The sequence below is a fragment of the Corynebacterium sp. HMSC062A03 genome, assembly GCF_001811145.1.
Lineage (GTDB): Bacteria > Actinomycetota > Actinomycetes > Mycobacteriales > Mycobacteriaceae > Corynebacterium > Corynebacterium aurimucosum.
Genome location: NZ_KV803695.1, coordinates 1 through 270, shown reverse-complemented (window position 1 = coordinate 270; position 270 = coordinate 1). Strand labels below are relative to the sequence as shown.

The window sequence follows — 270 nt, the reverse complement described above, 5'->3', positions numbered from 1 at the left end:
CTGGGCATTGCTCAGTCTGTGGGGCGTACTGGTGTGTGCTTCGATAACGCGATGGCTGAGTCGTTCTGGTCGACGCTAAAGACTGAATTCTACGACCGTAAGCGCTGGACAACCCGTGATGCCGCACGCAAGGCCGTTGCCTACTGGATTGAAGTCGTCTACAACCGTCGGCGCCGGCACTCTGCACTCGGAATGGTCAGCCCCGTCGACTTCGAGAACCACACCGGCGCAATCAACAGCAGAAAAGAAATAGCTGCCTAACCACTAGGT

Annotated in this window: 1 protein-coding gene; it reads left to right on the top strand. The window is 56.7% G+C overall.

The genetic code is table 11. The features are described 5' to 3' along the window. The coding region (locus HMPREF2781_RS09695) for an integrase core domain-containing protein (protein ID WP_141750585.1) at positions 1-261 on the top strand (261 nt) is incomplete at its 5' end. Positions 262-270: the final 9 nt, after the last annotated feature.